Here is a 258-nt window from a genome sequence, read left to right as displayed (position 1 = left end):
ACTACACTTGCACTTGTGCTGGCGCTTGAACGCATATTCAACGTTGAATTTTTATCCACATTCACATACTTTGTTACAGCTGTTTCTTTGCCTGTATCTGTATTGCCGGAGTTGCCATTGTTGCTGCTTTGACTGTCTGGGTTTGATGAGGACAAATAGCTTGTACTCACATAGCCTGTTTTGCCGCCTGCTGTAATTTTCGCCCAGCCCTTTGCTTCAGAAGTTACTGTCACCTTTGTCCCTCTTGCAAGCTTGGAC

Annotated in this window: 1 protein-coding gene; it reads right to left on the bottom strand. The window is 45.0% G+C overall.

What is annotated here, in order from left to right:
• Positions 1–233, bottom strand: a 233-nt coding sequence (locus tag LXM54_RS27800) for an SH3 domain-containing protein (protein WP_325169605.1), incomplete at its 3' end; no start/stop codon positions are given.
• Between the last annotated feature and the right edge of the window lie 25 nt (positions 234–258).

Origin of the sequence: Bacillus sp. Au-Bac7 (assembly GCF_021341655.1) — a bacterium.
Classification (GTDB): Bacteria; Bacillota; Bacilli; order Bacillales; family Cytobacillaceae; genus Niallia.
The sequence above is the reverse complement of the archived record's forward strand: the minus strand, read 5'-3'. Positions and strand labels throughout refer to the sequence as shown.